Annotated in this window: 22 protein-coding genes; 5 read left to right on the top strand and 17 right to left on the bottom strand. The window is 67.8% G+C overall.

Going from position 1 to position 23,666, the window contains the following annotated elements; genetic code table 11:
- Positions 1 to 2: 2 nt before the first annotated feature.
- Positions 3 to 3,293, bottom strand: coding sequence for an efflux RND transporter permease subunit (locus CCR84_RS06770; RefSeq protein WP_201210794.1), 3,291 nt, complete (start codon positions 3,291 to 3,293; stop codon positions 3 to 5).
- 8 nt (positions 3,294 to 3,301) lie between these two features.
- Positions 3,302 to 4,333, bottom strand: a complete 1,032-nt coding sequence (locus CCR84_RS06765; protein WP_201210793.1) for an efflux RND transporter periplasmic adaptor subunit — start codon at positions 4,331 to 4,333, stop codon at positions 3,302 to 3,304.
- A 260-nt stretch (positions 4,334 to 4,593) separates the two neighbouring features.
- Between CCR84_RS06765 and CCR84_RS06760 the strand changes: the two genes are divergently transcribed.
- Together CCR84_RS06760 and CCR84_RS06755 are read left to right on the top strand one after the other, a co-directional pair.
- Positions 4,594 to 4,866, top strand: coding sequence for a type II toxin-antitoxin system TacA family antitoxin (locus CCR84_RS06760; protein WP_201210792.1), 273 nt, complete (start codon positions 4,594 to 4,596; stop codon positions 4,864 to 4,866).
- On the top strand, positions 4,863 to 5,357 hold the full coding sequence (locus CCR84_RS06755; RefSeq protein WP_201210791.1) for a GNAT family N-acetyltransferase: 495 nt from the start codon (positions 4,863 to 4,865) through the stop codon (positions 5,355 to 5,357). The genes CCR84_RS06760 and CCR84_RS06755 overlap by 4 nt, the downstream gene beginning before the upstream one ends.
- 15 nt (positions 5,358 to 5,372) lie before the next feature.
- Here the strand turns inward: CCR84_RS06755 and ptsP are convergent, their stop codons facing one another.
- From ptsP to CCR84_RS06685, 14 genes are all read right to left on the bottom strand, one after another.
- Positions 5,373 to 7,127: a phosphoenolpyruvate--protein phosphotransferase gene (ptsP, locus tag CCR84_RS06750; RefSeq protein ID WP_201210789.1), complete on the bottom strand. Its 1,755-nt coding sequence runs from the start codon at positions 7,125 to 7,127 to the stop codon at positions 5,373 to 5,375.
- On the bottom strand, positions 7,127 to 7,396 hold the full coding sequence (locus CCR84_RS06745) for an HPr family phosphocarrier protein (protein WP_201210786.1): 270 nt from the start codon (positions 7,394 to 7,396) through the stop codon (positions 7,127 to 7,129). Before CCR84_RS06745 ends, ptsP begins: the two co-directional genes overlap by 1 nt.
- A gap of 30 nt (positions 7,397 to 7,426) precedes the next feature.
- Positions 7,427 to 7,816, bottom strand: coding sequence for a PTS sugar transporter subunit IIA (locus tag CCR84_RS06740; protein WP_201210784.1), 390 nt, complete (start codon positions 7,814 to 7,816; stop codon positions 7,427 to 7,429).
- Between the two features lie 104 nt (positions 7,817 to 7,920).
- Entirely contained in the window at positions 7,921 to 8,991 is a 1,071-nt protein-coding gene (locus CCR84_RS06735; RefSeq protein WP_201210782.1) for an FAD:protein FMN transferase, read from the bottom strand.
- A complete protein-coding gene (gshB, locus tag CCR84_RS06730; RefSeq protein ID WP_201210780.1) occupies positions 8,988 to 9,959 on the bottom strand; it encodes a glutathione synthase in 972 nt (323 codons plus the stop codon). The genes CCR84_RS06735 and gshB overlap by 4 nt, the downstream gene beginning before the upstream one ends.
- Positions 9,956 to 11,236, bottom strand: a complete 1,281-nt coding sequence (gshA, locus tag CCR84_RS06725) for a glutamate--cysteine ligase (protein ID WP_201210778.1) — start codon at positions 11,234 to 11,236, stop codon at positions 9,956 to 9,958. Before gshA ends, gshB begins: the two co-directional genes overlap by 4 nt.
- Before the next feature lie 53 nt (positions 11,237 to 11,289).
- Positions 11,290 to 12,588 (bottom strand): Eco57I restriction-modification methylase domain-containing protein, encoded by a 1,299-nt coding sequence (locus CCR84_RS06720; RefSeq protein ID WP_201210776.1) that lies wholly within the window; start codon positions 12,586 to 12,588, stop codon positions 11,290 to 11,292.
- A gap of 44 nt (positions 12,589 to 12,632) precedes the next feature.
- Positions 12,633 to 13,850 carry a class I SAM-dependent rRNA methyltransferase gene (locus tag CCR84_RS06715; RefSeq protein WP_201210774.1) on the bottom strand — a complete coding sequence of 406 codons (1,218 nt, stop codon included), beginning with the start codon at positions 13,848 to 13,850 and terminating at the stop codon, positions 12,633 to 12,635.
- Positions 13,851 to 14,063: 213 nt separating this feature from the next.
- On the bottom strand, positions 14,064 to 14,966 hold the full coding sequence (gene xerC / locus CCR84_RS06710; protein ID WP_201210772.1) for a tyrosine recombinase XerC: 903 nt from the start codon (positions 14,964 to 14,966) through the stop codon (positions 14,064 to 14,066).
- An 8-nt stretch (positions 14,967 to 14,974) separates the two neighbouring features.
- The gene (locus tag CCR84_RS06705; RefSeq protein ID WP_201210770.1) at positions 14,975 to 15,625 is read right to left on the bottom strand and encodes a DUF484 family protein; all 651 of its coding nucleotides are present in this window, start codon (positions 15,623 to 15,625) and stop codon (positions 14,975 to 14,977) included.
- Positions 15,626 to 15,666: 41 nt separating this feature from the next.
- A complete protein-coding gene (gene dapF, locus CCR84_RS06700) occupies positions 15,667 to 16,503 on the bottom strand; it encodes a diaminopimelate epimerase (RefSeq protein ID WP_201210768.1) in 837 nt (278 codons plus the stop codon).
- Between the two features lie 49 nt (positions 16,504 to 16,552).
- Positions 16,553 to 17,065: a GNAT family N-acetyltransferase gene (locus CCR84_RS06695; protein WP_201210766.1), complete on the bottom strand. Its 513-nt coding sequence runs from the start codon at positions 17,063 to 17,065 to the stop codon at positions 16,553 to 16,555.
- Positions 17,066 to 17,099: 34 nt separating this feature from the next.
- Positions 17,100 to 17,984, bottom strand: coding sequence for a lysophospholipid acyltransferase family protein (locus CCR84_RS06690; RefSeq protein WP_201210764.1), 885 nt, complete (start codon positions 17,982 to 17,984; stop codon positions 17,100 to 17,102).
- A complete protein-coding gene (locus CCR84_RS06685; protein ID WP_201210909.1) occupies positions 17,981 to 18,967 on the bottom strand; it encodes a lysophospholipid acyltransferase family protein in 987 nt (328 codons plus the stop codon). The genes CCR84_RS06690 and CCR84_RS06685 overlap by 4 nt, the downstream gene beginning before the upstream one ends.
- Before the next feature lie 199 nt (positions 18,968 to 19,166).
- Between CCR84_RS06685 and metK the strand changes: the two genes are divergently transcribed.
- From metK to CCR84_RS06670, 3 genes are all read left to right on the top strand, one after another.
- Complete coding sequence (gene metK / locus CCR84_RS06680) at positions 19,167 to 20,333, top strand: methionine adenosyltransferase (protein WP_201210763.1); 1,167 nt, start codon at positions 19,167 to 19,169, stop codon at positions 20,331 to 20,333.
- 188 nt (positions 20,334 to 20,521) lie between these two features.
- Positions 20,522 to 21,448 (top strand): diguanylate cyclase domain-containing protein, encoded by a 927-nt coding sequence (locus tag CCR84_RS06675; protein WP_201210761.1) that lies wholly within the window; start codon positions 20,522 to 20,524, stop codon positions 21,446 to 21,448.
- Positions 21,449 to 21,566: 118 nt separating this feature from the next.
- A complete protein-coding gene (locus tag CCR84_RS06670) occupies positions 21,567 to 22,028 on the top strand; it encodes a hypothetical protein (protein ID WP_201210757.1) in 462 nt (153 codons plus the stop codon).
- A gap of 93 nt (positions 22,029 to 22,121) precedes the next feature.
- Here the strand turns inward: CCR84_RS06670 and CCR84_RS06665 are convergent, their stop codons facing one another.
- Positions 22,122 to 23,465, bottom strand: coding sequence for an ABC transporter substrate-binding protein (locus CCR84_RS06665; protein ID WP_242508588.1), 1,344 nt, complete (start codon positions 23,463 to 23,465; stop codon positions 22,122 to 22,124).
- Between the last annotated feature and the right edge of the window lie 201 nt (positions 23,466 to 23,666).

Here is a 23,666-nt window from a genome sequence, read left to right as displayed (position 1 = left end):
ATTCACTCCTTGATCCACTGCCGCCGCAGCGCGGCGTAGTAAAGCACCGGGATGACGACGAGCGTGAGCAGCGTCGACACCAGGATGCCGAAGATAAGGCTGATCGCCAGCCCGTTGAAGATCGGGTCATCGAGGATGAACAGCGCGCCGAGCATCGCCGCCAGCGCGGTCAGCGCGATCGGCTTGGCGCGCACCGCCGCCGACTGGATGATCGCCTGGCGCGGGTCGATTCCGGCGGCGATCTGCTGGCGGATGAAGTCGACGAGCAGGATCGAGTTGCGCACGATGATCCCGGCGAGCGCGATCATCCCGATCATCGAGGTCGCGGTGAATTGCGCGCCCAGGAGCGCATGTCCGGGCATTACGCCGATGATCGTCAGCGGGATCGGCGCCATGATGATCAGCGGCACCAGGTAGCTCCTGAAGTGCGCGACGACCAGGAGATAGATCAGGATCAGGCCGACGCCGTAGGCGGCGCCCATGTCGCGGAAGGTTTCGTAAGTGATCTGCCACTCGCCGTCCCACTTCAGCGAGTAAGCGGCGAGGCTGTCCTCGGGCGGGCTGATGAAGCGATCCTCGAGCACCCCGCCGGCGCGCTCGATCCGGTCGAGCGGACGGCCGGCCAGCTCGCCACGGGCGGCGAACATCCCGTAGAGCGGCGAGTCGAGCTTGCCGGCCATGTCGGCGAAGACATAGACGACCGGCAGCAGGTCCTTGTGGTAGATCGCCTTCTCGCGCGGCGACTCGCGCAGCTCGACGAGTTCGGACACCGGGACCAGCGCGCCCTGGCGCGATCCGGGGAGCAGCGCGCCGTCGCCGCCGCGCACGCGCAGATTCAGGAGCGAAGCGAGCGAGCTGCGCTGCGTCGGCGGCAGCATCAGGCGCACCGGCACCTCGAACTTCGAGTCGGCGTTGTGCACCGGCGTCACGTCCTCGCCGGAGAGGCCGATGCGCACCACGTCGACGATGTCGCTCTGCGCGACGCCGAGCAGCGCGGCCTTGCCCTGATTGACCGCGAGTACGGTCTTCTGCTGGTCGGCCTGCACCGAGTCGTCGATCGAGACCAAGTCGGGCGTCTTCTCGAACACTGCGCGCACGTGCTTGGCGACGGCGATCTGTCCCTGCGGGTCGGGGCCGTAGATCTCGGCGACGATCGGTGAGACGACCGGCGGCCCCGGCGGCACCTCGACGACCTTGGCGACGCCGCCGTTGCGCCTGCCGATTTCCTCGATCTTCGCGCGCATGCTGGAAGCGATTTCGTGGCTCTGCCGCGAACGGTGCTGCTTGTCGACGAGGTTGACCTGCAGATCGCCGAGTTCGGGCGCAGCGCGCAGGTAGTACTGGCGAACGAGCCCGTTGAAGTTGATCGGCCCGGCGGTGCCGGCGTAGGCTTGGTAGTTGAGCACTTCTTCCGACTGCGCGACCTCGCGGCCGATCTCGCCAAGCACGCGCGCCGTCTCCTCGACCGGGGTGCCGACCGGCATGTCGAGGACGACCTGGAACTCGCTCTTGTTGTCGAAGGGCAGCATCTTGAGCACGACCAGCTGGACCACCGCCAGCGAGATCGAAGCGGCGATGAGGAGGACGACCGCCAGCCCGAGCTTCATGCGTGCCGCGCCGCCCCTGGCCTCGTCGAGGAAGGGTTCGAGCAGGCGGCGGAAGCCGCGATCGAGCCTGGCGTCGAGCTTGCTCGCCTTTTGCGCTGCGCCATGAGCGCCGAGCAGGCGCGCGGCGAGCCAGGGCGTGACGGCGAAGGCAACGGCCAGCGAGATCGCCATACCCATCGACGCGTTGATCGGGATCGGGCTCATGTACGGCCCCATCAGCCCGCCGACGAAGGCCATCGGCAGGAGCGCTGCGATCACCGTCAGCGTCGCCAGGATGGTCGGCCCGCCGACCTCGTCGACGGCGCCGGGGATCAGCTCGAGCATCGTCTTTTCGGGGTGCAAGCCGCGCCAGCGGTGGATGTTCTCGATGACGACGATCGCGTCGTCGACGAGGATGCCGATCGAGAAGATCAGCGCGAACAGCGAGATGCGGTTCAGGGTGAAGCCCCACGCCCACGAGGCGAACAGGGTCACCGCCAGCGTCAGCGTGACGGCGAGGCCGACGATCAGCGCCTCGCGCCGGCCGAGCGCGAAGAAGACGAGCAGGACGACGAAGGCGGTGGCGAAGCCGAGCTTGCCGATCAGCTTCTGCGCCTTCTCGGTCGCGGTCTCGCCGTAGTTGCGCGTCACCGTCACCTCTACGCCTTCGGGGATCAGCGTCCCCTTGAGCGACTCGATGCGCGAGAGCGCCGCGTTCGCCACGTCGGCAGCGTTGGTGCCGGGCTTCTTCGATAGCTGCAGCGTCACCGCAGGGTGCTCGCCGGGCGGGATGACGACAGCACCGGTCGCAGCACCGGCACCGGCACCGATCCAGACGCTACGCGTCGGCTGGTCGGCGCCGTCCTCGACGCGCGCGACGTCGGCGAGGAAGACCGGCTTGCGCTCACCGGCGTTGCCGCGCACCGCGACCACCAGGCGGCGGACGTCTTCGGCTGATTCGAGGTAGGTGCCGGTCTGCACCAGCGTCTCGCTGCCGCCGGCGACGAGGCTGCCCGAGGACTGCAGGGCGTTGCCGACCTTGAGCGCGGCGCTGATGTCCTGCGCGGTGACGGCGAAGGCGTTCATGCGCGCGACGTCCATCTCGACGCGGACGACATGGTCGGGACCACCCAGGGAGGACACGTCGCGCGCGCCGGGAATGCGCTTCAGCTCGATCTCGGCGGCACGCGCCACCTGCTGCAGGTCGAAGGCCGAGCGCTGCGGGTCGGCGGTCCAGAAGCTCAGCGCCAGGATCGGCACGTCGTCGATCCCCTTCGGCTTGATCACCGGGGCGGCGACGCCGAGGTTGGCGGGCAGCCAGTCGGCGTGCGCATGGACCGTGTCGTAGAGGCGCAGCACCGCGTCGCGATAGGGGACGCCGACCTCGAACTGTACGGTGATCACCGCGCCACCCGGGCGCGACACCGAATACACGTGCTCGACCCCGGACATCCGCGACAGCACCTGCTCGGCCGGCGTCGCGACCAGGTTCTCGACGTCCTTCGCCGACGCGCCGGGGAAGGCGACGATGACGTCGGCCATGGTCACGTCGATCTGCGGTTCCTCCTCGCGCGGGGTCACCAGCGCGGCGAAGAGGCCGAACAGGAGCGCGACCAGCGCCAAGAGTGGCGTCATCGGCGACGCCTGGAAGGCTCGCGCGATGCGCCCGGAGATGCCGAGTGCCGGGGGCTGGGCCGCTTCCTTCATGGCGCCGCTCACTGCGCAGCTGCCCTTGCAGGCGCAGCCTTCAGCGCGATCGCCGCCTTGACGGCATCGGTGGCGACCCGCTCGCCCTCACGCAGCCCGGCGAGCACCTCGACGCTGCCGTCGGCGAGTTTCTCGCCGAGCCGCAGCTGGCGCAGCGCAAGACCGCCCTGCTCCGACTGGACATAGACGGCAGCGACCTCACCGCGGCGCACCAAGGCGCTGTCGGGAACCGCCAGCCGCCGCTCGCTGGCGCCGACGAAGCGCACACGCGCGGCCATGCCGGGAATGACATCGCGGAAATCGGCTGGCAAATTCACGCGCACCTCGGCGACGTGGGTCGATGCGTCGGCAGTCGGCAGCACGGTGAACGAAGGCACCTCGATCACGCGGCCGCTGTCGGGAAACTCGACCAGCGCGCCCTTCGCGCTCTTCAACTGCGACAGCAGCCGCTGCGGCAGCTGCGCGGTCACGCGCAGGCTGCCCGGGTCATAGACGGTCAAGAGCTGCGTTCCCGGCGAGGCCATCTCGCCGGCCTCGATCAGGCGGCGCGCGACGATCCCGTTCAGCGGTGAGGTCACCGCGGCGTGGCCGACGACGACCTGGCTCTGTCCGGCAGCCGCCTGCGCGGCGGCGTAGTCGCTGCGCGCGCGGTCGAGCGCGGCCTGGCTCACGAAGTTGCGCTGGCGCAGGTTCTCGTTTCGCTCGAGGTTGGCGCGCGCGTTGACGAGTTGCGCGGCGGCGGAAGCGGCGGCTTCCCTGGCTTCGCGCGAGTCGATGCGCAGCAGCAGTTCGCCCTTCTTCACCGCCTGCCCGGCATCGACGCGCATGTCGACGATGCGACCGGAGACCTGCGCCGCCAGCGTCGCCTGCCGCACCGCCTCGACCGTCGCCTCGGCCGGCAGGCCGATCGCCACTTCACGCGCGCCGACGACGAAGGTCTGCAATCCGGACTGCGCCGGCCCAGGCTCGGCGGCCTGGGCAGACAGGAAGGGAAGCGCGCCGGCCAGCACTGCGGAGCGCAGCCAGCTGCGCCAGCGCACTGCTCGCTCGCCACGGCCTGCGTGGGCAGATCCGGCGGAGGAAGATCGGGGGGCTGGGGCGCAGGGAATAGGTCTCATGCATATAAGCCTATACTGATATTCAGGGCTAGACAAGTGCAAAGCGCGCGTCGGGACTTGTGCTCGTTCCGGAATTTACTCTGCACGCAGAACCATCCACTCCGGCTTCGCGCGGCGTGTTGACATCCGATATACGGCTGCTACGCTACCGTATATCTAATGGATACACAGAAAGAAATGTCATGCGTGACGCTGCCATCAACCTGCGGGCGCTGCCCGAGCAGCGTGACCTGATCGACCGTGGCGCCAGCCTGCTCGGCAAGAGTCGCTCGGACTTCATGCTCGAAGCTGCCTGTGAGCGGGCGCAGGCAGTGCTTCTCGATCAGGTCTATTTCAGCCTCGACGCCGAGAAGTTCCGGCAGTTTACCGAGATGCTCGACGCGCCTCCGCAAGCGAATCCCGGCCTCGAGCGTCTGCTGGCGGTGAAGGCGCCGTGGGCGACTGACGCCGCATGAGCCTGCCGCTCTGCGCGCCCGAGCCGCTTGCCGCGAGCCATCGTCTGGACGCGTTCGCTTGCGGCGAGTCGAGTCTCGATCAATGGCTGAAGCGCCGGGCGCTGGCCAACCAGTCGAGCGGAGCCAGCCGAACGTTCGTCGCCGCCGATGCCGAGGGTCGAGTCCATGGCTATTACGCGCTCGCTGCCGGCGCCGTCGCACATGAAATGGCAACGGGCGGCGTGCGCCGCAACATGCCTGACCCCGTCCCGGTCCTGGTTCTGGCGCGGCTGGCGGTGGACCTGCGGGCGCAGGGGAACAAGCTCGGTGCCGGCCTGTTGCAGGATGCGCTCAATCGCGCGTTGGTCGTGGCCGAACATGCGGGAGTGCGCGCGCTGCTCGTGCACGCTCTGGATGAGCGTGCCAGGCAGTTCTACGAATACTACGGATTCCAGGTCTCGCCACAGAGTCCGCTGAGCTTGATGCTGCGCCTGCGCGTCGAAAAGCGGTAGACGCGCGGTGCTGCGTCACATAGCGTTGAGCTTGTCGAGCTGCTCGCGGATCTTCGCCGGCTCCTCGCAGCGCAGGAGACGGCGGACCGCCGGCGCGAGCTCGGAAGTGTCCGAGGTCAGGATGCGCTGCTTGATCTCGAGCAGCTGACCCGGCTGCATCGAGAACTGGCGCAGGCCCATGCCGAGCAGCAGGCGGGTCATGGTGACGTCGCCGGCCATTTCGCCGCACACCGAGACCGGGCAGCCGGCCTTGTCGGCGCTGGTGATGGTGTGCGCGAGCAGCATCAGCACCGCCGGGTGCAAGGGATCGTAGAGGTGCGCGACCTGCTCGTCGCTGCGGTCGATCGCCAGCGTGTACTGGATCAGGTCGTTGGTGCCGATCGAGAGGAACTTCAGCCGGCGCAGGAACATGCCGACGGCCAGCGCCGCCGCCGGAATCTCGATCATGCCGCCGACGCGGATGTCCTCGTCGTAGGGGATGCGCTCGTTGCGCAGGCTCAGCTTGGCCTGCTCGACCGCGGCCAGCGTCTGGTCGATCTCGTGCGCGTGCGCGAGCATCGGCACCAGGAGCTTGACCTTGCCGTAGTGCGCGGCGCGCAGGATGGCGCGCAACTGCGTCTGGAACATCGCCGGCTCGGACAGCGACAGGCGGATCGCGCGCAGGCCGAGCGCCGGGTTGGTCTTGACGCGGTCGGCGAGCACCTCGTCGAAGTACGGCCCCTTGTCGTTGCCGAGGTCGAAGGTGCGGATGGTCACCGTCCGCCCTTCCATGCCGCGCACGACCTTGCGGTAGGCCTCGAACTGCTCGTCCTCGCAGGGCATGTCGCTGCGGCCGAGGAAGAGGAACTCGGTGCGGAACAGGCCGACGCCCTCGGCCCCCGCCTCCAGCGCTGCCGGAACGTCGCTCGGCATCTCGATGTTGGCCAGCAGTTCGACGTCGACGCGGTCGAGCGTGCGCGCGCGCGAATCCTTCAGGCGCTTCAGCTTGCTGCGCTCGATCTCGATCTGGCTCTTGCGCAGCTCGTACTCTTCGAGCACGTGCTGGTCGGGGTTGACGATGACGACGCCGCGCGTTCCGTCGACGATCAGCTTTTCCTTGTCGCGGATCAGCTGGCGGGCGTGGTGCAGGCCGAGCACCGCCGGGATGCGCAGGCCGCGCGCGAGGATCGCCGTGTGCGAGGTGAAGCCGCCGACGTCGGTGATGAAGGCGCCGAAGCGGTGCTCCTTGAAGGCCATCACGTCGGCCGGCGACAGGTCGTGCGCGACGATGATCTGGTGCTCCTCGCGCTGTCCGCGCGCCTTCAGTGCGGCGCGACCGTCGTGACCGGAAAGCTCCTTGATCACGCGCTCGACCGCCTGGCGGATGTCGTAGGCGCGTTCGCGCAGGTAGAGGTCATCGATCTTGTCGAACTGGCCGACCAGATGCTCCATCTGCTGCAGCAGCGCCCACTCGGCATTGCAGCGCTTTTCGCGGATCAGCACCTTCGGCGCCTCGGCGAGTTCGGGATCGGAGAGGATCATCGAATGCAGGTCGATGAAGGCGCCGAACTCGCTCGGCGCCCCGCCCATGCCCTTCTTCAGCGACTCGTACTCGCCACGCACGGCCGCCATCGCGGCCTCGAAACGGGCGACTTCCTTCTCCAGTTGCCGTGGCGCCAGCTTGCGATGCGCAACTTCGAGCGTCGCCTGCGACAGCAGGCAAGCTTCGCCGATGGCGATGCCGCCCGAGACGCTGAGCCCGTGCAGGGTGTAGCTGACGGCGAAGCCCATCACTCGTGCTCCCCGAAGCGGTCGTTGATCAGCTGCACCAGCGCAGCCAGTGCGGCATCCTCGTCGTCACCGGTCGTCTCGACGACGACGGTAGAGCCGCGTCCGGCTGCGAGCATCATCACGCCCATGATGCTCTTGGCGTTGATGCGCCGGCTGCCCTTCTCCATCCACACCTCGCAACTGAAGGTGCCGGCCAGCTGGGTCAGCTTGGCAGAGGCCCGGGCATGCAACCCGAGCTTGTTGATGATCTCGACTTCCGCGCGTGCCATTGCCTCTTCCCTTCGTTCGCTATCCTCGGATCAGGCTGCCGCCATGTCGAGCACACCGTCCCGACCGCCGCTGATCGCCTTCTGCCGCATGACTTCCAGTCCCTTTTCCCGATAGGTGAGCGCGCGCAGCAGCATAGGCAGATTGACGCCGGCAACACCCTCGACGTGGCCGGCATCGAGCAGCTTCAGGGCCAGGTTGGCCGGGGTCGCGCCGAACACGTCGGTCAGCACCAGCACGCCTTCGCCCTCGTCGACCGTGGCCAGCAGTTGTCGCGCCTGCGCCAGCAGGTCGAGCGGATCGTCCTGCGCCGCGACGCCCAGCTGGGCGAGCAGGCGTGGCCGGCGGTTGAGCACGTGGCAGACGTTCTGCACCAGCGTCTCGCCGAAGCTGCCGTGGGTAATCAGGAGGATTCCGATCATCGGGGGACTCGCATGTGGAAGCTCATTCTAAGGGATCAGGTGCCGCCGGGAGGCGCATGTACGCAACTACGTACGCATTACCGGCGGCTTGCGGCACCCGGAGGCTAGGGCAGCACCTCGATGTCCGCCGGCGCGTCGCCGACCCAGGTCAGGCGACGATTGAGCGCAGCCGTCACCTGGACATGGCCGTCGGCGTCGACGCGCAGGACCTGGGTGATTCCCATCCTCTTCGCCAGCCGCGGCCAGTCGGCAGCACCGGCGACGAAGAGCGGCTTCGAACCGGCGTCCGAAGTCGCACCGGCGTCGGCGGCGCGCGGGACGACGATGGTCAGCGCCTGCGTCGCGCTGGCCGGCTCGCCGCTGCGCGGGTCGAGCAGGTGACAGTAACGGCGGCCGTCGACTTCGAAGAAACGCTGGTAGTCGCCCGAAGTCCCGATCGCCTCGCCGTCGGCGAGTTCGAGAGTCGCCAGCGGTCCGGGTTTGCGCGGATGCTGGATGCCGACACGCCAGGGACGGCCGTAGCGGTCGCCGAGGGCGATGACGTTGCCGCCGATGTTGATCAGCGCATTCCTGATCCCGTGCTCGTGCAGGATCGCCGCGCCGCGGTCGAGCGCGACGCCCTTCAGGTAGCCGCCGAAATCGAGTGCGACGCCGGCATGGCGGCTCTTCACCACGCCGTCCTCGATGCTGATGTCGGCGATGCCGACACGCTCGCTGCGCCAGGCGTCGAGCGCGGCCGGATCGGGCATGATCGGGACGAACTCGTCGGCCTGGAAGCCCCACAGGCGGATCAGCCCGCCGATGCCGGGATCGAACAGCCCCTCGCCCTGCGCCGAGCGGCGCTGCGCGTCGCGGATGAAGCCGGCCATTTCCGGGGTCACCGCCTTCGGCTCGCCGGCGGCAATCGCGGCGTTCAACTCGGACAGCTCCGACGGCTGCCAGGCGTGGTAAGTGCGATGCAGCCGGTCGAACTCGCGCAGCACGGCGTTGGCGGCGGCACGCGCCGTAGCTTCGTCGGCATCGGCGACGATCACCTCGACGCGGGTGCCGAAGACGAAGGACTCCTGCTGCTGCACCGTCTCGCGCGCGCAACCGGCGAGCAGCGCGAGGCAGAGCACAAGAAATCCGGCGATCAGGCGGCGAACGTCGGCAAACGGGCGGACAAGTGCAGTCATCGTGGGCCGGCGGCAGCGACGGCGCGTTCGAGCGCCTTGACCAACAGGGCCGCGGCGTCGAAGCCGGTCTGCTCGCGGATCTCGACCATGCAGGTCGGGCTGGTGACGTTGATCTCGGTGAGCGTGTCGCCGATGACGTCGATGCCGACCAGCAGCAGCCCGCGGGCGACGAGCACCGGCGCCAGCGCCTCGGCGATCTCGCGGTCGCGCGCGGAGAGCGGGCGGGCGACGCCGCGCCCGCCGACGGCCAGGTTGCCGCGTGTCTCGCCCGGACGCGGGATGCGCGCGAGGCAGAAGGGGACGACTTCGCCGCCGACGATCAGGATGCGCTTGTCGCCGTCGACGATCGCCGGCAGGTAGCGCTGCGCCATGATCGTGCGCGATCCGTGCGCGGTGATCGTTTCGACGATCGCACTGCGGTTGGGATCGTCACTGCGCACGCGGAAGATCCCGGCACCGCCCATGCCGTCGAGCGGCTTGACGATCACGTCGCCCTGGGCATCGATGAACGCGTCGATCAGCTCGGGACGTCTGGCCACCCGCGTCGGCGCGGCGAAGCGCGCGAACTCGGCGATCGACAGCTTCTCCGAGTGGTCGCGCAGCGCGCGCGGCCGGTTATAGACGCGCGCACCCTCGGCCTCGGCGCGTTCGAGCAGCCAGGTCGCGGTCACGTACTCCATGTCGAAGGGCGGATCCTTGCGCATCAGCACCGCATCGAACTCGCGCAGCGCCCGGGTGCACAACTCGCCGGGCCGGTACCACGCCTCGTTGTCGGCGGAGAGCGTCAACGCCAGTGCAGCGGCGACGACGCCGCCCTCCGAGTCCCAGCGCAGGTCGGGAAGCTCGATCGCCCACACCGAATGACCGGCAGCCTGCGCCGCGCGCATCATCGCGATCGACGAATCCTTGTACGCCTTGAGCGTCGCCAGCGGGTCGACGATGAACGCGAGATTCAGGGGGACAGTCATAGTGCCCCCTCCGTCCTCTGCAGCTCCAGCGACGCGGCGAGGTGCGCCAGACGGGCGACGACGCCGTAGGCGTAGAACCGGTTCGGCGCCGCGTCGGGGTCGAGACGCTGGTCGGGCAGCGAGCAGTTGGTCTCGAAGGCGAGCGGCTCGAAGTGCATCCCCGGCGCATTGAGGTTCTCGTCCTTGCTGCGTCCGGTATGCACGCGGTAGAAGCCGCCGACGACGTAGCGGTCGATCATGTACACGACCGGTTCGGCGACGCCGCCCCCCACTTCCTCGAAGGTATGCACGCCCTCCTGGATGATCACGCGCGAGACCTCCAGCCCTTCCTTGACCACCGACATCTTGTTGCGCTGGCGGCGGTTGAGGCCGCGCACTTCGGAAGCGTCCTTCACCGTCATCACGCCCATGCCGTAGGTGCCGGCGTCGGCCTTGACGACGACGTACGGCGTCTCGGTGATCCCGTACTCCTGGTACTTCTCACGGATCATCGTGAGCAGGCCGTCGACCTTGGCGGCGAGGCAATCCTCGCCCTGGCGGCCATGGAAGTCGATGTCGGTGCACTCGGCGAAGTACGGATTGATCTGCCACGGGTCGATGCCGATCAGCTTGGCGAACTCGTTGGCGACGTCGTCGTAGGCGGCGAAGTGGTTGGTCTTGCGCCGCAGCGCCCAGCCCGCGTGCAGCGGCGGCAGCACGAACTGGCTGTCGAGCCCGCGCAGGATGTCGGGAATCCCGGCCGAGAGGTCGTTGTTGAGCAGGATCGCACAGGGGTCGAAGCCGGCCAGTCCGAGACGGTCACCGCTGCGCACGAGCGGTTCGAGCACGAGTTCGCTGCCGTCGTCGAGCTGGATCGGCGTCGGCGCGGTGATCTCGGGCAGCAGCGAACCGACGCGCACGTCGAGACCGGTACGGTGCAGGATCGCCGCAATCTTGGCGACGTTCTGCAGGTAGAAACGGTTGCGCGTGTGATTCTCGGGGATCAGCAGCAGCCGGCAGGCGTCGGGACAGATCTTCTCGATCGCCGACATCGCTGCCTGTACGCACAGCGGCAGGAAATCGTTGGCGAGGTTGTTGAAGCCGCCAGGGAAGAGGTTCATGTCCACCGGCGCCAGCTTGAAACCCGAGTTGCGCAGGTCGACCGATCCGTAGAACGGCGGCGTGTGCTCGTTCCACTGCGCGCGGAACCAGCGTTCGATGTCGGCATCGGCTTCGAGGAAACGGCGTTCGAGTTCGAGCAGCGGACCGCTCAGGGCGGTGGTGAGATGCGGGACCATGCAGATTTCTCCTCCGGCGAATACACCGGCATGTTTGGGTGCAATTTTCTAGTTTACACCGTGCCGCGCGGCAGGAACGCGCGAAACGCGGCGGGCAGCGGCGCCTGTTCGAGGCTGCGCTGGGTGAACAGGAAGCGGCCGTCGCAGACGAAGCCGGCGTCGCCCCAGTCGAGCTCGTTGAGCCGGGCCGCCAGTTCATTCACGTCGACCTCGGGATCGTGCGGGAAGATCGCGAGCACGGCACCGTCGTAGTTCGGGCAGTCGTGCACGAAGAAGGGCCGCGGCCGCCGCGTCCTCCCGTTCACATACACGCGCGGACGCGTGCTCTGGTAGTAGCCACGCCCCCAATGCCACCAGTTCGACTCGTCGAAGGGCTGCACGCGGCGTGCGATCAGCCGCTCCTTGTGCGGCAGCAACGCCTCCGGTGGCGGCTCGCCGGGCTCGACCCAGATCATCCGCCGCGTCGCGCCGTCGGCGACCGTCGTCGAGCAGACGAAATCGCGGTTGCCGCACTCGGCGTTGGCGTAGATCGTGTCGGCGCCGGAAACCGCACCGACGCGGACGAAGGCGATGTCGGCAAGCAGCAGCGCCGGTGCCTTCTTCAGGAAGCGCAGGTGACCGCCGATCTCGCAGAACTGGCGTTTCTCGATTCGTTCCTTGAGTGCCACCGGCGCCAGCGCGGCGAGCCCGTCGGCGTTGCCGAGCGCGGCGTAGCGCGTCTTCCGGGAAAAGTCGCCGCGCACGAAGCGCCAGATCGCGCAGTTCGGCGAAGCGTCGGCGAAGACGCGCATGTCGCCGAGGTCGATGAAGTCGGTGATCGTGCCGGCGGCGAAGAGCAGGCGATTGAGCCGCAGCGCCGAGGTCGCGGCAAGGAAATCGCGCGGCGTGATGAAGACCAGTTCGCCGCCCTGGTCGAGGTGGCGCAGGCACTTCTCGACGAAGAACAGGTACAGGTTGGAGCGGCCGTCGAAGTGCTCGGCCGGGAGGCGCTCGCGTGTCGCCTGCGGAATGTCCTGGAAGCGGACGTAGGGCGGGTTGCCGATGATCGTCGCGAAGCGCTCGCTGTCGGGCAGCTCGAAGAAGTCCATCACGCGCGCCCCCGGTGGCGCGTGCTGCGCATCGATCTCGATGCCGAGGCTCCCCGGCGGCATCCGTTCCCAGAACACACCGTCGCCGCAAGCGGGCTCCAGCCAGCGGCCACGGTTGCGGCAGAGCGCGAACATCGCGTCGACCACCGCCGCCGGGGTGAATACCTGGCCGAGGGTGGCGACGTCGCGCGGCGCCGAACTGCGCGGCAGGGCAGCAGGAGCAAGGCTCAGCTCGAACTGGACGGGAGCTGGAGTTTCGGGCATCTGGGGGAGCGCAGCGACTTTCCTTGGCATGGATCGGGATCGACTCAGTCGACCTGGCAGAGCAGGCCCTTGAGGTATTCGCCTTCGGGGAAGCCGAGCGCAACCGGGTGGTCGGCGGACGCGGCGAGGCGGCGGACGATGCGCGCATCGCGACCGGCGTCGACCGCGGCGTCGGCGACGATCTTCTGGAACAGCTGATGATCGATCCCGCCCGAGCACGAATAGCTCATCAGCAGCCCGCCCGGCGCCAGCAGGCGGAAACCGAGCAGGTTGATGTCCTTGTAGGCACGCGCGGCGCGTTGCGCGTGCGAGGCCGAAGGGGCGAACTTCGGCGGGTCGAGGACGATCAGGTCGAACTGCGCGCCGGCACTGCGCAAGGCGCGCAGTTCGCTGAAGACGTCGGCCTCGCGCCACTCGGCGCGTCCGGCCGGCAGCTGCGGGTTGAGCGCGAGATTGGCGGCAGCGGTGACCAGCGCCGGACCCGACGAGTCGATCGAGAGCACGCTCGCGGCATCGCCGGCGAGCGCCTGCAGGCTGAAGCCGCCCGTGTAGCAGAAGCAGTTGAGCACGCGCCGACCGGCGGCAAGCTGGCCGAGCAGCAGGCGGTTGTCGCGCTGGTCGAGGTAGAAGCCGGTCTTGTGCCCGCCGACGACATCGACGTGCATGCGCACGCCGTTCTCGCTGATGATCAGTTCTGCGGCCTCACCACCAGCGGGTCCGCCCAGGCGCCAGCCGACCTCGGGCAGCAGGCCTTCGAGCTTGCGCACGTCGGCGTCGGAACGCTCGTAGAGGTGGGCGCAGCCGGTCGCCGCGGCGAGTGCGCCGACGATCGCGCGGCGCCAGCGCTCGGGGCCGGCCGCGGTGAGCTGGACGACGACCGTGTCGCCGTAGCAGTCGGCGACGACGCCGGGGAGCCCGTCCGACTCGCCGTGGATGACGCGCATCCCGCGCGCCGCGCCCTCAGCCACACTAGCGGCGAACTCCGGCAGCGCCAGCCGTCGCGCCAGCGCAGCGGCGACCCGACGCTTGAAGAAGGCGTCGTCGATGATCTCGTCCGGGTCGAAGCTCCACACGCGCGCGCGGATCTGCGAGGACGGGCTCCACGCCGCACGCGCCAGCGGCCGCCCGTCGGCGGCGACGACATCGACCGTGTCGCCCGGCCGCGCGCGGCCGTCGAGGCGGTCGACCGAGCCGGCGAAAACCCAGGGATGGCGGCGCAGCAGCGAACGCTCTTTGCCGGGTTGCAGGATCAGTCTGGGCATCGGGGAAATCCGTTTCGCAGGGCAGGTTTCGGAAAGGCGCTATTGTAAGGCCTGGCCAGGCGCCTTGCCGGAGCGCCGCAGCGCATGGGCGCTTGTCGGTAACGTGAAAGATGGAACAATTTCGTGATGCATCGGCCGACCTGATCTGCCGAAGCCGTCGCGATCAGCAGCCCGTCAACTGGATTGCCAGGGCGCTACGCGCCTCGCAATGGCCTATTTTCGCCGCGCGCGCGGGTGCGCCTGATCGTAGACCCTGGCCAGATGCTGGAAATCGAGGTGGGTATACACCTGCGTCGAGGCGATGCTGGCGTGGCCGAGCATGTCCTGCACCGCGCGCAAGTCGCCGGAGGACTGCAAGAGGTGCGAGGCGAAGGAGTGGCGCAGCATGTGCGGATGCACGTGCTGCGCGAGCCCTACGGCCTGCGCGCGGCGAGCGAGCTGCAGCTCGACGACGCGGACCGAGATGCGTGCGCCGCGGACGCCGACGAAGAGCGCCGTCTCCGCTGCTGCCGCCAGTTCGCCACGGCGCAGGGCCCAGGCGGCGATCGCATCGCGCGCTGCCCGCCCGACCGGGACCAGCCGCGTCTTGCTGCGCTTGCCGCGCACGCGCAACTCGCCGGCGGCGACGTCGGCGAGGCAGTCGAGGTCGAGCGCCGCCAGTTCGGACAGGCGCAGCCCGGAAGAGTAGAACAGCTCGAACATCGCCTGGTCGCGCACGGCCAACGCATCGGCGAGCGTGATGTCGAGCAGACGGGCGGCCTCGTCGGGCGAGAGCGCCTTCGGCAAGGCGTGCGGACTCTTCGGCGCCCGGATGCCCGCGACCGGGTTGTCTGCGCATTCGCCGCGCTGAACCAGCCAGCGGTAGTAGCCGCGCCACGACGACAGGAGCCGCGCCAGCGAACGCCCGGACAGCCCGCGCGCGTGCAACTGGCCGACGAAACGGCGGATCTGCGCACTGGAAAGCGCAACGAGCAGATCCTCGCCAGCCAGTTCGAGCAGCTTCTCCAGGTCGCGCCGGTAGGCGGCGACGGTATGCGGCGACTGGCGCCGCTGCTGCGCGAGCGCGTCGAGCCAAAGCGCGAGCGATGCCGGCGCGTCCGCAGTGCGCGCGCTCATGGCCCGGCTCAGTACAGGGTGCGCGCCAGCGCCGCCGACACCATCTCGCCGAGTCGCTCCAGATAGACCGTTCCCATGCCGGCGTAGAAGCGCTGTTCCTCCTCGCTGCCGAGCGCGATCAGGCCGACGGTGCCGCTGCCGTTCCTGAGCGCGATCAGTGCCTGCGAGCGCAGGTGGCTGGCAGCGTCGCCGAAGCACGAGCCGGTCAGGGCGGTGGTGGCCCCGCAATAGGGCTGGCCGAGGGTTTCGGCGAAGACCTGGAGTCGCTCGTCCACCGCGGCGAACTCGGGCAGGTCGGCAGCGTCTTCCGGTTTCTGCCAGAGGTGCAGCACGAAGTGCGGCAGCGCGAAGTCTTCGCGCAGGTGGAACGCGAGCGTCTGCAGCACGCCCTTGCCGCTGCCCGCACCGATCAGGGCCACCGCCAGCCGCTGCATCTTCTCGCTGATCGCGTGATTTTCTTCGCCGAACTTGATCATGTCGTGCAGCTTGGCTTCGAGCTGCCGGTTCTTCTCGCGCAGCGCAAGGATCTGCCGTTCGACGATCGAGATGGTGCGCCCGCCGTGCGGATGCGGAATCGCCAGCTGCGCCATCTGCTCGGCGTATTCCTCGAAGAATTCGGGGTGATCCTGAAGATAACGGGAGACTTCGTCGGCTTTCATGCCTACCTCTGCTGTCCGCTGCGTGAAGGAAGTGCTTGGGCTCAGTCGCCGAGTTCGATCTCGCCGACGAACACCGTCGTCGCCGGGCCGCTCATCAGCACCGGGGTGCCGGGACCGTTCCAGGCGATGACGAGTTCGCCGCCACGCGTGGCGACGCGCACCGGCGAGTCGAGCAGGCCGCGACGGATTCCGGCCACTGCGGCGGCGCAGGCGCCGGTACCGCAGGCGAGCGTCTCGCCAGCGCCGCGCTCGTACACGCGCAGGCGGATCGCGTGCCGGTCGACGACCTGCATGAAGCCCGCGTTGACCCGCTGCGGGAAGCGCGCGTGCGTCTCGATCAGCGGCCCCTGGCGCTCGACCGGCGCCGCATCGACATCGGGGACCACCTGCACCGCGTGCGGGTTGCCCATCGAGACGACGCTGATGTCGACTTCGTCGTCGCCGACCTCAAGCGGCTGCAGCACCGCTTCGCTGTCGCTGACGAAGGGAATCTCGGCCGGGGCGAAGCGCGGCACGCCCATGTCGACGGTGATGTTGCCGTCGTCCTCGACGCGCGGCCGGATCAGCCCGCGCATCGTCTCGACGACGATCTCGCGCTTGTCGGTGAGCCCCTGTTCCCGTACGAAGCGGACGAAGCAGCGCGCGCCGTTGCCGCACTGTTCGACCTCGCCGCCGTCGGCATTGAAGATGCGATAACGGAAGTCGGCGTCGGGTCGCGTCGCCGTCTCGACCAGCAGGATCTGGTCGCAGCCGACGCCGAAGCGGCGGTCGCCCAGGTAGCGCAGTTGCCCCGGCGACAGCGTGATCGACTGGCGGACACCATCGAGGACGACGAAATCATTGCCCAGACCATGCATCTTGGTGAAACGGATCTTCATGCTCACTCCGGCGTGCGGAAGGAAAGGTTGAGGACGCCCCTTACAGCACTCACAGCGACAGGGCCATGATGTAGTCGTCCATGACGAAGCCCTGGCCGATGTCGACGCGAACAGATTCGCGGACGGCGAAGCCGTGCTTGCGGTAGGCGCCGATCGCGCGCGCGTTGTTCTTGTTCACGGCGAGGATCAAGCTCGTGCAGCCCTGTTCGCGTGCGCGCCCGGCCACCGTCGCGATCAGCGTGCCGCCGATGCCGGCACGCTGGCGGGCCGGGTGGACATAGAGCTTGTCGAGCTTCATCTCGCCAGGGACCCCGGTCAGGTACGAGGCCGCGAAGCCGGCGAGCCGGCAGCCTTCGCCATCACGGATGCGCGCCAGATCCCACCATATCCCCGGCGTCTGCAACTCCTCGCGCAGGCGCGGCGCCGCGTAGCGCTCGCCGAGCATGTAGTCGATCTGCGCCTGGGTGATGATCGACGTGTAGGTATCCTGCCAGACAACGCGCGCCAGGCGGGCGACGGCGTCGATGTCGTTTTCGGTCAGCGGGACGATCTCGATCTGCATGTGCGCTCTCAAAAAACTCCGGTAGCAACGGCGCTCAGTAAAGCTTCGGCTCGCCCGGCGGGCGGGTCTTGAAGCGCTTGTGCAACCAGAAGTACTGTTCGGGCATCCGGCGCACCTGCGCCTCGATGTATTCGTTCATCCGTCGTGTGTCGAGTTCGACGGAATCACCTGGAAAATCCGCCCACGGTGCCTGCAATTCTACCGTGTAGCCGGCATCGGTCATGCGCGTGATGCAGGGAACGATGCGCGCGTCGAGCAGCCGGGCGAGGCGGGCAAAAGCCGTGATGGTTGCCGCCGGGACGCCGAAGAAGGGGACGAAGACCGCATCGCGCGCACCGAAGTCCATGTCCGGCAGGTAGTAGAAGGGCAGGCCCGCACGCATCGACTTAACGGCACGGCGCATCCCCTCCTGCCGCGAGAGCAGCACCGGCTCGTTGAAGCGCAGGCGGCCGGCGAGGAAGAGCTCGTTGAACACCGGATTCTTCTGGTTGGAATAGACGCTGACCAGCGGCGTCAGCATGGTCATCAGCGAACCGCCGGCGTCGAGACCGACAAAGTGCGGCGCCAGGATGATGGTCGGCCGGCCGTCGGCGGCGAGGTGTTGCACGCCCTCGACCCTGATCAGGCGTTCGAGGCGTTCGCGCGGCGCCCACCAGAGCAGCGTGCGGTCGAGGAAGGCGCGCGCGAAGGCGACGAAATGACGCCGCGCGAGTGCGACGCGTTCTTGCTCGGACAACTCGGGGAAACACAGGCGCAGGTTGGTCAGCGCCACCTGGCGCCGCTCGCGGCCGATGGCGTAGAGGAGCCGGCCGAAGGCGCCACCGAGCGCGCGCAAGGCGGGCAGGGGCAGCCAGTGCAGGCACCAGAGCAGCCCGACCAGCAACTGCGCGGGCCAGCGCGCGGGCGGACGACGGCTCATCGTGCATCCCCCGCAGCCGGGCGCGCAGGATCGCCGCAACCGTCTTCGAGCGTCCCCGGCGGCGGCTCGGCGCCCGCCGGCCGCTTGTAGCGGTTGTAGCCCCACAGGTACTGCTCGGGACAGGAACGGATCAGGCGCTCGATCTCGTGGTTGATGCACTGCGCGCGCTCGACCGTATCGCCGTCGATGGGCTCGGCCGGCGCCTGCAGGCGGAAGTGATAACCGGCGCCGTGCGGCAGGCGCTCGGCCCAGCAGACGATGACGGCGGCGCCGGTTTCCGAGAGGCGTGCCGCCAGCGTCATCGTGTACGCGGGCTTGCCGAAGAAGTCGAGCCAGCGCCCCTCGCCGACCTTCGGTGCCTGGTCGGGCAACATGCCGACCGCCTCGCCACGCTTCAGGGCCTTGATCAGCGAGCGCACCCCGGAGAGATCGGCCGGCGCCAGCTTCAAGCGCTCTCGCGCGCGCCCTTCGAGGATCATCGCCTGCAGCCAGGCCTGCTTCGGCGGCCGGTAGAGGACGGTGATCGGCGCCTCCCTCGCGTAGTACTGCGCGGTGATCTCGAAGCAACCGAGGTGCGGCGTCAGGAAAAGGATGCCGCGCCCTGCACGCTGCGCCGCCTCGACCAGTTCCCAGCCGCTGAGCTTGACCACATGCCGGGTGGCGACTTCGAGTGGGTTGAGCCAGATCGCCGGCAGCTCGAGCGTGGTCTTGCCGGCTGCGGCGATCGCCGCCGGCAGCACGCGGCGTGCCTCGTCCTCGCCGAGCGCGAGGACGAGGTTCTGCCGCAGATGACGGCGATAGGTGGGCGAGGCCAGCCAGGTCAGCCAGCCGAGCACTGCGCCGAGCGCGTGCAGCCACGACAGCGGCAGGCGGGCAAGAAAAACAAAAAGTGCGCGAAAAAGTGGGATCAAGCCGGGAACCAGAATGAGAGCGGAAGGGACGAAACTGCGCTCGCCGGGCTGGCGAGGCCAGCGGTGCGTCAGCGAAGCGTGTGGATTGACCGTCAGCAGCAAAAAAACGACAATTATCCATCCGCCGAGTTAATCAGGACAACTTGCAGGGCGGGTGGCGTCGCCGGATTGCTTCCGCGGCACCGCATAAATACTGCTAAAGCGTCGTCTGCTCACACCCCGGGGCCGGCCACGCAGCCGAACCGGGGTTTTTGTTTTCTGGAGCTCGTGTATGACCCAAGAATATCTCTTCTCTTCCGAATCCGTTTCCGAAGGCCATCCCGACAAGGTCGCCGACCAGATCTCCGACGCCATCCTCGACGCGATCCTGGCCGAAGACCCGAAGGCGCGCGTCGCCTGCGAGACCTTGGTGTCGACGGGTCTGGTCGTCATTTCGGGCGAGATCACCACGACCGCGCACATCAACTACCGCGAAGTCGCCCAGGAGGCGGTGCGCCGTATCGGCTACGACAACTCGGACATCGGCTTCGACTACAAGAGCTGCGCGATCCTCACCGCGATCAACCGCCAGTCGCCGGACATCGCCCAGGGCGTCAATGAAGGCGAAGGCCTCGACCTCGATCAGGGCGCCGGCGACCAGGGCCTGATGTTCGGCTACGCCTGCAACGAGACGCCGTCGCTGATGCCGTTCCCCATCTACTACGCGCACCGCATCATGCAGCGCCAGGCCGAAGTACGTAAGGACGGCCGTCTGCCGTGGCTGCGCCCGGACGCCAAGAGCCAGCTCACCGTCCGCTACGTCGACGGCAAGCCGGTCGAAATCGACACCGTCGTCGTCTCCACCCAGCACGGCCCCGAAGTCAGCCACGAGGAACTGTCGGCGGCGGTGATCGAGCACATCATCAAGCCGGTACTGCCGAAGGAGATGCTGACCGAGAAGACGCGCTACCTGATCAACCCGACCGGCCGCTTCGTCGTCGGCGGCCCGCACGGCGACTGCGGTCTCACCGGCCGCAAGATCATCGTCGACACCTACGGCGGTGCCGCGCACCACGGCGGTGGCGCCTTCTCGGGCAAGGATCCGTCGAAGGTCGACCGCTCGGCCGCCTACGCCGGTCGCTACGTCGCCAAGAACATCGTCGCCGCCGGTCTCGCCGACCGCTGCGAGGTGCAGGTCGCCTACGCGATCGGCGTCGCCAAGCCCGTGTCGCTGATGGTCAACACCTTCGGCACCGGCAAGGTTGCCGACGAGAAGATCGTCGAGCTGATCGGCAAGCACTTCGACCTGCGTCCGAAGGGCATCATCCAGTCGCTCGACCTGCTGCGTCCGATCTACAGCAAGACCGCCGCCTACGGCCACTTCGGCCGCGACGAGCCGGAATTCACCTGGGAAGCGACCGACAAGGCCGCCGCGCTGCGCGCCGACGCCGGGCTCTGATCCGCTCGCGGACAGCACTTGCTGTCCCGCGCATGAGCAAGACGGGGAGCTTTCGCTCCCCGTTTTTTGCGTCGCGTCGTCGGCGAACGACTCGACGCGCAGCACCGACTGCTGCATGATAGGGAACACGAAGCTTCCGCCTTCGCTGCCGCGCTGACGACCCTGGAAGCCCTGCGCAGGACTCTGCCATGAACGACGACACCCAGCACGATCGGCCGACAATCCTTATCGTCGACGACGAGCGCTTCAACCTCAACCTCTTGCATGCGCTGCTGCGTGGGGACTACCGGATCCTGGTGGCGACCCATGGTGAGCAGGCATTCGAGGCCGCGCTCGGCGCTGCCCCCGACCTGATCCTGCTCGACGTCAATATGCCCGGGATCGACGGTTTCGAGGTTTGCCGACGGCTCAAGGACGAGCCGGCGACACGCAACATCCCGGTGATCTTCATCACCGCGATGCACGACGCTGCCGACGAGACGCAGGGCTTCGACCTCGGCGCGGTGGACTACATCACCAAGCCCTTCCACAGTGCGGTGGTCAAGGCGCGGGTGCGCACGCACCTGCGCCTGAAGCAGCAGAGCGACCTGCTCGAACGTTACGCCTTCCTCGACGCGCTGACGGGACTGGCCAACCGGCGTGCCTTCGACGACAAGATCGTGGAGGAGTGGAACCGCTGCCGGCGCTCGGCCTCGCCCCTGTCGGTGCTGCTGATCGACATCGACCACTTCAAGGGCTACAACGACCACTACGGCCACGGGGCCGGTGACCTCTGCCTGAGCAACGTCGCCCGTACCCTCTCCGGCTGCCTGCAGCGCGCCGGCGATCTGCTGGCGCGCTACGGCGGCGAGGAGTTCGTCGCCGTCCTGCCGGGCAACGACGCCGACAGCGCCGCAGTGATCGCCGAGCGTCTGCGCGCGGCGGTGGATGCCCTCAAGCTGCCGCATCAGGCCAGCGCCGCCGGCGAGCACGTCACCGTGAGCCTGGGGGTGGCAACCATGGCTCCCTCCGATGCGTCGAGCCATGCCGACCTGCTGGCTGCTGCCGATGAGGCGCTCTACCAGGCCAAGCGCGAGGGGCGCAACCGCTGGTGCGCGCTCGCGATCAGCCGCTGACCGGCGCCAGGCCCCTGGTCGGCCGCAAAAAATTCATTTCGAGTATTGACCTGGCATCAATGGAAGCGGATATTGGGGCTGCCGCACCCTTCCACAACTTTTCCAGCGAGGTCATGAGATGAATGCTTTCAAAACCATGGTAGCGACGGGTCTGGCCGCTCTGCTCGCACTTTCCGCGCCGGTGGCGAAGGCCGAGGAGACAGGTTCGTTCAGCCCGTATCTGGTCGGCACCTGGGACTTGCGCAACGGCAACACCCTGCTGCAGGTCGTGAATCCGACCGGGAGGAGCCTGGAGCTTCTCGTCGCCTTCTTCGACGACAACGAGAAGGGACTGAAGTGCCTGAAGGAGAAACTCAGCCACAATGACCTGCTCGAAGTGAATGTGGCCAAGATCAACCCAGGCGCCAAGTTAGGCGTGGTCAAGATCGTTTCCCATCTCAATCAGCGGCCGACGCCGGGCATCGTCGGATTTCAGAGGCAGATCTTCGGCAGGACGCCGGTGAGCGAAAGCAATCTGGCGGCGGTGCCGGCGGGGGTGCTCGATGAAGAGTTGAAGCTGATCCTCGAGGTCTGCCACTGATCGGCGTGGCCGCATGGTCCGAGGCAGGACACGGAGCATGCGCCGCGGGGGGGCACCGGCTTCTCCTGAAGCCGGTGCCCGGGGCCTGACAGCCTAGCCTTCCTTGCTGCAGTCACGCAGCGTGATGCCCTTCTCCTTGGCATAGGCGGTCGAGGAGGCCTCGATCCTGGCGCGCACGCGCGCCCGCTCGGGCTCGATCCAGTCGGAGATGCTGTTCCACTTGGCGCCGTCCCACTGCTGGAAGCGCAGCATGCCCGAGCCTTCGTGATCGGCGCAACTGATCTTCAGCGGCGGCATGAAGCCTTCGGCGCCCAGTGCCTTCAGGCGCTTTTCGTCGAGCTTGAGGTTCTCCAGGCCCCAGCGCACCTGCTCGCCGGTCAGCGGCTTCCTGCCATACTTTTCCTGCGCCTTGCGCACGCCTTCGACGGTGATCATGCCGGCGACGATGCCGCGGTTGTGATAGGTGGCGCCGACCAGGGCCTTGTTGCTCAGGTTGCCCTTGTTCTTGTCGTACAGACGATTGACGATCTCCTGCACGACCGGGAAGTTGGCGCCGACGCCCGTGTAGTTGGCGGCGATGTAGCCCTTGGCGGCGGCACCCGCTCCGGCAACGTCCTCCTCCGAGGCCGCCCAGGTGATGCCGATGATGCGCTCGCGCGGGAAGCCGACCTTGGCCGCGGCGGCGATCGCACTCGGCGTCATCACCCCGGCCGTCCACATGATCACGTAGTCCGGCCTGGCCTTGCGCACCTGCAGCCACTGGCTCTGCTGGTCGATCCCCGGTGGCGCCACCGGGATCAGCTCCACCTGGAACGCGTACTTGCTCGCCATCTCCTGCAGCAGCGGGATCGCTTCCTTGCCGAAGGCAGAATCATGGAACACGTAGCCGATCTTCTTGCCGGCGAGCTTGTCCATGCCGCCTTCCTTCTCACCGATGAACTTGACGATGTCGGTGGTCATGCTCCAGTAGTTGGTGATCATCGGAAAGACGTAGGGGAAGACGCGGCCGTCGCTGGTGTCGGTGCGACCGTAGCCGATGGTCACCAGCGGGATCTTGTCGACCGGCATGCGATCGACCAGCCCATAGGTGATGCCCGAGGACATCGGCTGCACCGCCGCCACGTAGGGGCTCTTGCCCTTGAGGCGCTCGTAGCACTCGACGCCCTTGGCGTTGTTGTACTCGGTCTCGCACTCCTCCCAGGACAGCTTGACGCCGTTGATGCCGCCGTCGCGCTCGTTGATCAGGTTGAAGTAGTCGATCATGCCCGCGTAGAAGGTCTGGCCGATCGAGGCCAGCGGGCCGGTGCGGTAGCCGACGATCGGGACGAACTGCGTGCCCTTGTCCTCGGCCGGCACTTCGGTGGCCAGCATCCCGCCGGCGAGGGCGATCAGCACGGCGCCGATGCCGCGCATGCGGTGCAGCGAATTCCTGCTCATTTCTGTCTCCTCGAAATAGTTGTTTTGGCTGCAACATCAGGGTCGGGAAAGATGCTCCTGATGCCTTCGCCATGCTAGCCCGTGCAGGGGGCGGCGGACAAGGCGTGCGTGACGCTCTGGCGCAAAGCGCAAGGGGATGGCGACGGACGCGAACAACTTCGCTATCGAGAATCGAGAAGAACGGAACCAAAAGGTACCGAC

The organism is Rhodocyclus purpureus (genome assembly GCF_016653115.1).
GTDB lineage: Bacteria > Pseudomonadota > Gammaproteobacteria > Burkholderiales > Rhodocyclaceae > Rhodocyclus > Rhodocyclus purpureus.
This window is presented reverse-complemented; position numbering and strand designations above follow the sequence as displayed.